Source organism: Bacteroides sp. OF03-11BH (genome assembly GCF_003604005.1).
Taxonomy (GTDB): domain Bacteria; phylum Bacteroidota; class Bacteroidia; order Bacteroidales; family Bacteroidaceae; genus Bacteroides; species Bacteroides ovatus.
Genome location: NZ_QTMW01000059.1, coordinates 20,936 through 27,232, shown reverse-complemented (window position 1 = coordinate 27,232; position 6,297 = coordinate 20,936). Strand labels below are relative to the sequence as shown.

7 protein-coding genes are annotated in these 6,297 nt (G+C 41.8%); all 7 read left to right on the top strand.

The features are described 5' to 3' along the window. Positions 1 to 342 precede the first annotated feature (342 nt). The 7 genes from purU (at position 343) to DXA54_RS25095 (ending at position 6,232) form a co-directional block, all read left to right on the top strand. A complete protein-coding gene (gene purU, locus DXA54_RS25125) occupies positions 343 to 1,200 on the top strand; it encodes a formyltetrahydrofolate deformylase (protein ID WP_004297049.1) in 858 nt (285 codons plus the stop codon). Continuing rightward, the gene (gene hisH / locus DXA54_RS25120; protein WP_004297048.1) at positions 1,200 to 1,790 is read left to right on the top strand and encodes an imidazole glycerol phosphate synthase subunit HisH; all 591 of its coding nucleotides are present in this window, start codon (positions 1,200 to 1,202) and stop codon (positions 1,788 to 1,790) included. Before purU ends, hisH begins: the two co-directional genes overlap by 1 nt. Positions 1,791 to 1,808: 18 nt before the next feature. Then, a complete protein-coding gene (gene hisA / locus DXA54_RS25115) occupies positions 1,809 to 2,528 on the top strand; it encodes a 1-(5-phosphoribosyl)-5-[(5-phosphoribosylamino)methylideneamino]imidazole-4-carboxamide isomerase (protein WP_004311504.1) in 720 nt (239 codons plus the stop codon). A 103-nt stretch (positions 2,529 to 2,631) separates the two neighbouring features. Continuing rightward, on the top strand, positions 2,632 to 3,387 hold the full coding sequence (hisF, locus tag DXA54_RS25110; protein WP_004311503.1) for an imidazole glycerol phosphate synthase subunit HisF: 756 nt from the start codon (positions 2,632 to 2,634) through the stop codon (positions 3,385 to 3,387). Between the two features lie 130 nt (positions 3,388 to 3,517). Next, entirely contained in the window at positions 3,518 to 4,129 is a 612-nt protein-coding gene (hisIE, locus tag DXA54_RS25105; RefSeq protein WP_004304029.1) for a bifunctional phosphoribosyl-AMP cyclohydrolase/phosphoribosyl-ATP diphosphatase HisIE, read from the top strand. Between the two features lie 41 nt (positions 4,130 to 4,170). Continuing rightward, positions 4,171 to 4,899: a cell division ATP-binding protein FtsE gene (locus DXA54_RS25100; protein WP_004304028.1), complete on the top strand. Its 729-nt coding sequence runs from the start codon at positions 4,171 to 4,173 to the stop codon at positions 4,897 to 4,899. A 13-nt stretch (positions 4,900 to 4,912) separates the two neighbouring features. After that, the gene (locus DXA54_RS25095) at positions 4,913 to 6,232 is read left to right on the top strand and encodes an aspartate kinase (protein ID WP_004304027.1); all 1,320 of its coding nucleotides are present in this window, start codon (positions 4,913 to 4,915) and stop codon (positions 6,230 to 6,232) included. Positions 6,233 to 6,297: the final 65 nt, after the last annotated feature.

Genomic DNA, 6,297 nt, shown 5'->3' with positions numbered 1-6,297 from the left:
TATTTGGGAAAATTTTCTATTTTGGTGTAATTAAAGTATAGTTGCCTGAAAAAAAATATTCGTTTTTCTTCTCTTCGGATAGTGACGGTATCTGATCGTTATAGTGACGCTATCACGATGGAATACCGTCACTATCCGAAGGCAATGGCGTCACTATCCTAAAGTTTGTCATTCTTTTCATTGAAAATAACTCTCGATATCTTTCTATCTGTAAGAAATCACCGTTTTTATATCAACTTTCTGCTTGAATAATTCGTAATTTTGCAATAAATCGTTATTTTTGCGGACTAAAATTAGAAAGGTAGAAAATAATCTGCCTAGAATCGTTAATTAGTAGAAAGAATGATGACAACAGCCAAACTGTTATTGCACTGTCCCGACAAACCGGGAATCCTAGCGGAAGTGACAGACTTTATTACGGTAAACAAAGGAAATATTATCTATTTGGATCAGTATGTAGATCATGTAGAGAACATCTTCTTCATGCGTATTGAATGGGAACTGAAAGATTTTCTGGTTCCACAGGAAAAAATTGAAGATTATTTCAGAACACTCTACGGGCAAAAATATGAAATGGATTTTCGTCTTTATTTCTCTGATGTAAAACCACGTATGGCTATTTTCGTATCCAAGCTGTCACACTGTCTTTTCGATATGTTAGCCCGGTATACGGCAGGAGAGTGGAATGTAGAGATACCTCTTATTATAAGTAATCATCCGGATTTGCAGCACGTGGCAGAACGTTTCGGAATTCCTTTCTATCTGTTCCCTATCACCAAGGAGACGAAAGAAGAACAGGAGCGCAAAGAGATGGAATTGCTTGCCAAACATAAGATTACATTTATTGTATTGGCACGCTATATGCAGGTGATCTCCGAACAGATGATTAATGCTTATCCGAATAAGATTATCAATATTCATCATTCTTTCCTTCCTGCGTTTGTAGGGGCGAAGCCTTATCACGCAGCTTTCCAGAGAGGGGTGAAAATTATTGGTGCAACTAGTCATTATGTAACGACAGAGCTGGATGCCGGACCGATTATTGAACAGGATGTAGTGCGCATTACTCATAAAGATGCTATTGAAGACCTCGTAAATAAAGGAAAGGATTTGGAAAAAATCGTTCTTTCGCGTGCAGTGCAGAAGCACATCGAGCGCAAAGTTTTGGCTTATAAAAATAAAACAGTAATATTTAGCTGATGAAAGTAGCAGTTGTAAAATACAATGCCGGCAATATTCGTTCTGTGGATTATGCTTTAAAGCGGTTGGGGGTAGAAGCGGTGATTACTGCTGATAAAGAAGAACTCCAATCGGCCGATAAAGTTATTTTTCCCGGAGTGGGAGAGGCGGAAACTACCATGAACCACTTGAAGGCAACGGGACTGGACGAACTGATTAAGAATCTCCGTCAGCCTGTATTTGGAATTTGTCTCGGCATGCAGTTGATGTGCCGGCATTCCGAAGAAGGAGAAGTCGATTGTTTGAATATCTTTGATGTGGATGTGAAACGTTTTGTCCCGCAGAAACATGAGGATAAAGTGCCGCACATGGGATGGAACACCATTGGAAAAACGAATAGCAAATTGTTTGAAGGGTTCACCGAAGAAGAGTTTGTCTATTTTGTGCATAGCTTCTATGTGCCGACCTGCGACTTTACTGCTGCTACAACTGACTATATTCACCCGTTCAGTGCTGCGCTCCATAAAGATAACTTTTATGCTACCCAGTTCCATCCGGAAAAAAGTGGTAAGACAGGAGAGAAGATTCTGACAAACTTTTTAAACCTCTAAGATACAAATAGTAAATAGATGATAGAAATTATTCCAGCCATTGATATTATTGATGGAAAGTGCGTACGCCTTTCCCAGGGAGATTACGATAGTAAAAAGGTGTATAATGAGAACCCGGTGGAAGTTGCAAAGGAGTTTGAAGCGAACGGTGTTCGCAGGCTTCATGTGGTAGACTTGGACGGTGCTGCTTCTCATCATGTCGTTAACTATCGGGTGTTGGAACAGATTGCTGTACGCACTTCTCTTGTCATAGATTTTGGTGGAGGAGTAAAGAGTGATGAAGATTTGAAAATTGCTTTTGAGAGCGGTGCGCAGATGGTAACCGGAGGAAGCATTGCAGTGAAAGATCCGGAATTATTCTGTCATTGGCTGGAAATATACGGCAGTGAGAAGATTATTTTGGGGGCAGATGTAAAAGAACATAAGATAGCCGTCAATGGTTGGAAAGATGAAAGTGCCTGTGAACTTTTTCCATTTCTCGAAAATTATATAGATAAAGGTATACGAAAAGTAATCTGTACGGATATTAGCTGTGACGGAATGTTGAGTGGCCCTTCTATCGATTTGTATAAAGAGGTGTTGGCAAAATTCCCTGACCTTTATCTGATGGCTAGTGGCGGGGTGAGCAAGATGGATGATATTGTAGCCTTGGATGAGGCCGGTGTTCCCGGAGTTATTTTCGGTAAGGCATTATACGAAGGACATATCACCTTACAAGATTTGAGAATCTTTCTGTAATGAGCGTATCGGAATAAATAAGATACCTTTATTATAAGGAAGATAAGAATCGAGCTTCAGGAATATAGATTATAAATTGTTGAACAATAAATAAAATAGGATTGTGTTAGCAAAAAGAATAGTACCTTGTCTGGATATAAAAGACGGACAAACCGTGAAAGGAACGAATTTTGTCAACTTGCGCCAAGCCGGTGATCCGGTGGAGCTAGGTCGTGCTTACAGTGAACAGGGAGCGGATGAACTTGTTTTCCTGGACATTACTGCAAGCCATGAAGGACGTAAGACTTTTACGGAATTGGTAAAACGGATTGCTGCTAATATCAATATCCCATTTACCGTAGGTGGTGGAATCAATGAATTAAGTGATGTAGACCGTCTGCTGAATGCAGGGGCAGATAAGATTTCTATCAATTCTTCCGCTATCCGCAATCCCCGGTTGGTTGACGAGATAGCAAAGAATTTCGGCTCACAAGTTTGTGTGTTGGCTGTAGATGCCAAACAGACCGAAAACGGTTGGAAATGTTACCTGAACGGAGGACGCATCGAAACGGATAAAGATCTGTTCGAGTGGACTAAAGAAGCACAGGAACGCGGAGCAGGAGAAATACTCTTCACAAGCATGAATCACGATGGTGTAAAAGCCGGTTATGCAAATGAAGCACTTGCCGCTTTAGCGGATCAACTCTTTATTCCCATCATAGCTTCGGGAGGTGCGGGCTGTAAGGAGCACTTCCGTGATGTCTTTTTACAGGGAAAGGCAGATGCTGCATTGGCTGCCAGTGTTTTTCACTTCGGAGAAATTAAAATTCCCGAATTAAAATCGTATCTTTGCGGCGAAGGAATTACCATCAGGGGGTGAGGCACCCCGGCCGGGTTTTCCTGCGGATGGATTATATAGTCAGATAAATATAGGAACTGTCTGCAAAAGAATTCCGTAGGCGAATAGGTAGTAATTGTAAATTGGAATAGTAATTAGAACTTATATAAAAATGGAATTGGATTTCGATAAAATGAACGGACTCGTTCCGGCTATCATACAGGACAACGAGACACGTAAGGTCTTGATGCTGGGTTTCATGAATAAAGAAGCTTATGATAAAACGGTGGAAACCGGAAAAGTTACATTCTTTAGCCGTACGAAGAATCGTTTATGGACAAAAGGTGAAGAAAGCGGTAACTTCCTTCATGTTGTATCTATAAAGGCTGATTGCGACAATGATACATTATTGATTCAAGTAGATCCGGTAGGTCCTGTGTGTCATACAGGCACAGATACTTGTTGGGGGGAGAAAAACGAAGAACCAGTCATGTTCCTGAAAGCATTGCAGGACTTCATAGACAAGCGTCACGAAGAGATGCCCGAAGGTTCTTATACGACCAGTCTGTTTGAGTCGGGAATCAATAAGATAGCTCAAAAAGTAGGTGAGGAAGCTGTGGAAACAGTGATCGAAGCAACGAACGGTACTGACGAACGTTTGATCTACGAAGGAGCCGACCTCATTTATCACATGATTGTATTGCTTGCTTCAAAAGGCTATCGCATCGAAGATCTTGCACGTGAACTGCAGGAAAGACATAGCAGTACCTGGAAGAAGCATTAATAAGTAAAGATTAGAAATTAAAAATTAAAACGGGAGTCGGCATGGATGACGGGGCGTTGATACAATATAAGAACGTAGAAATCCATCAACAGGAACTCTGTGTGCTAAGTGATGTAAATCTGGAATTGCACAAAGGAGAGTTTGTCTATTTGATCGGAAAAGTAGGCTCGGGAAAAACGAGTCTGCTTAAGACTCTTTATGGCGAACTGGACGTAATTGACGGTGAAGCGGAAGTGCTGGGTTATAATATGCGATCTATCAAACGTAAGCATATCCCGCAACTGCGCCGCAAGTTAGGCATTGTATTCCAGGATTTTCAGCTGCTTACAGACCGTACTGTATATAATAACCTGGAATTTGTGCTTCGTGCCACAGGCTGGAAAAACAAACAGGAGATACAGGATCGTATTGAAGAAGTGCTTCAACTGGTGGGAATGTCCAACAAAGGTTATAAACTTCCGAACGAACTTTCCGGTGGCGAACAGCAGCGCATTGTGATTGCACGTGCCGTACTCAATTCTCCGGCTATCATCCTGGCGGATGAACCAACCGGAAATCTGGATGTGGAAACAGGTAAAGCCATCGTTGAATTGTTGCACAATATCTGCGAATCCGGCTCATCGGTAGTGATGACGACGCACAATTTGCAACTGTTGAAAGATTATCCGGGCAGGGTATATCGTTGTGCCGACCATCAGATTGTAGATGTGACTGATGAATATATGCCCAGACAGAGAACAATAGAAATAGATTTAAATATAGATAACTAAAACAGTAACGAAAATGAAAGTTTTAAAGTTTGGAGGAACTTCCGTAGGTTCTGCTCAGCGCATGAAGGAAGTAGCCAAATTGATTACCGATGGTGAACAGAAGATTGTTGTTCTTTCTGCTATGTCAGGAACAACAAACACATTGGTGGAAATTTCGGACTATCTGTATAAGAAGAATCCGGAGGGTGCCAACGAGATTATTAATAAGCTGGAAGCAAAATATAAACAGCATATTGATGAGCTTTTTGCAACCCAGGAATATAAACAGAAAGGTCTTGAAGTTGTCAAATCCCACTTCGACTACATCCGCTCCTATACTAAAGACCTTTTCACTTTGTTCGAAGAGAAAGTGGTTTTGGCACAGGGAGAGCTTATCTCTACGGCGATGGTAAACTTTTACCTGCAGGAATGCGGTGTGAAGTCCGTGTTGCTTCCGGCTTTGGAATTCATGCGTACTGATAAGAACGCAGAACCGGACCCCGTATATATTAAGGATAAATTGCGTGCTCAATTGGATCTTTATCCGGATACGGAAATCTACATTACGCAAGGTTTCATCTGCCGCAATGCTTACGGTGAGATAGACAACCTGCAACGTGGTGGTAGCGACTACACCGCTTCTCTGATCGGAGCAGCAGTGAACGCTTCCGAAATCCAGATCTGGACAGATATCGACGGTATGCACAATAACGACCCGCGTATTGTTGACAAGACCGCTCCGGTACGCCAGCTGCACTTCGAAGAAGCAGCCGAGTTGGCTTACTTCGGTGCAAAGATTCTGCACCCTACTTGTATCCAGCCGGCTAAATATGCCAATATCCCTGTCCGCTTGTTGAACACAATGGATCCGGAGGCTCCGGGCACACTGATTTCTAACGATACGGAAAAAGGCAAGATTAAGGCAGTAGCTGCAAAAGATAACATCACTGCTATTAAGATTAAATCCAGCCGCATGTTATTGGCTCATGGTTTCTTGCGTAAGGTGTTCGAAATCTTCGAAAGCTATCAGACATCTATCGATATGATCTGTACGTCAGAAGTCGGTGTATCTGTTACGATAGATAACACGAAACATCTTAATGAGATTCTGGACGACCTGAAGAAATACGGAACAGTAACCGTTGATAAAGAAATGTGTATCATCTGCGTTGTAGGTGACCTTGAATGGGAAAATGTCGGTTTTGAAGCAAAAGCACTCGATGCGATGCGCGATATACCGGTGCGAATGATCTCGTTTGGAGGAAGTAACTATAACATCTCCTTCCTCATTCGGGAGTGTGATAAGAAAGTAGCTTTACAATCGTTGAGCGATATGCTTTTCAACGGCAAATAATTCCACAAATAATACGAGCGCTTTTACCGAACTGATAAAAGCGCTCTTTTTTAACCAACTAAACA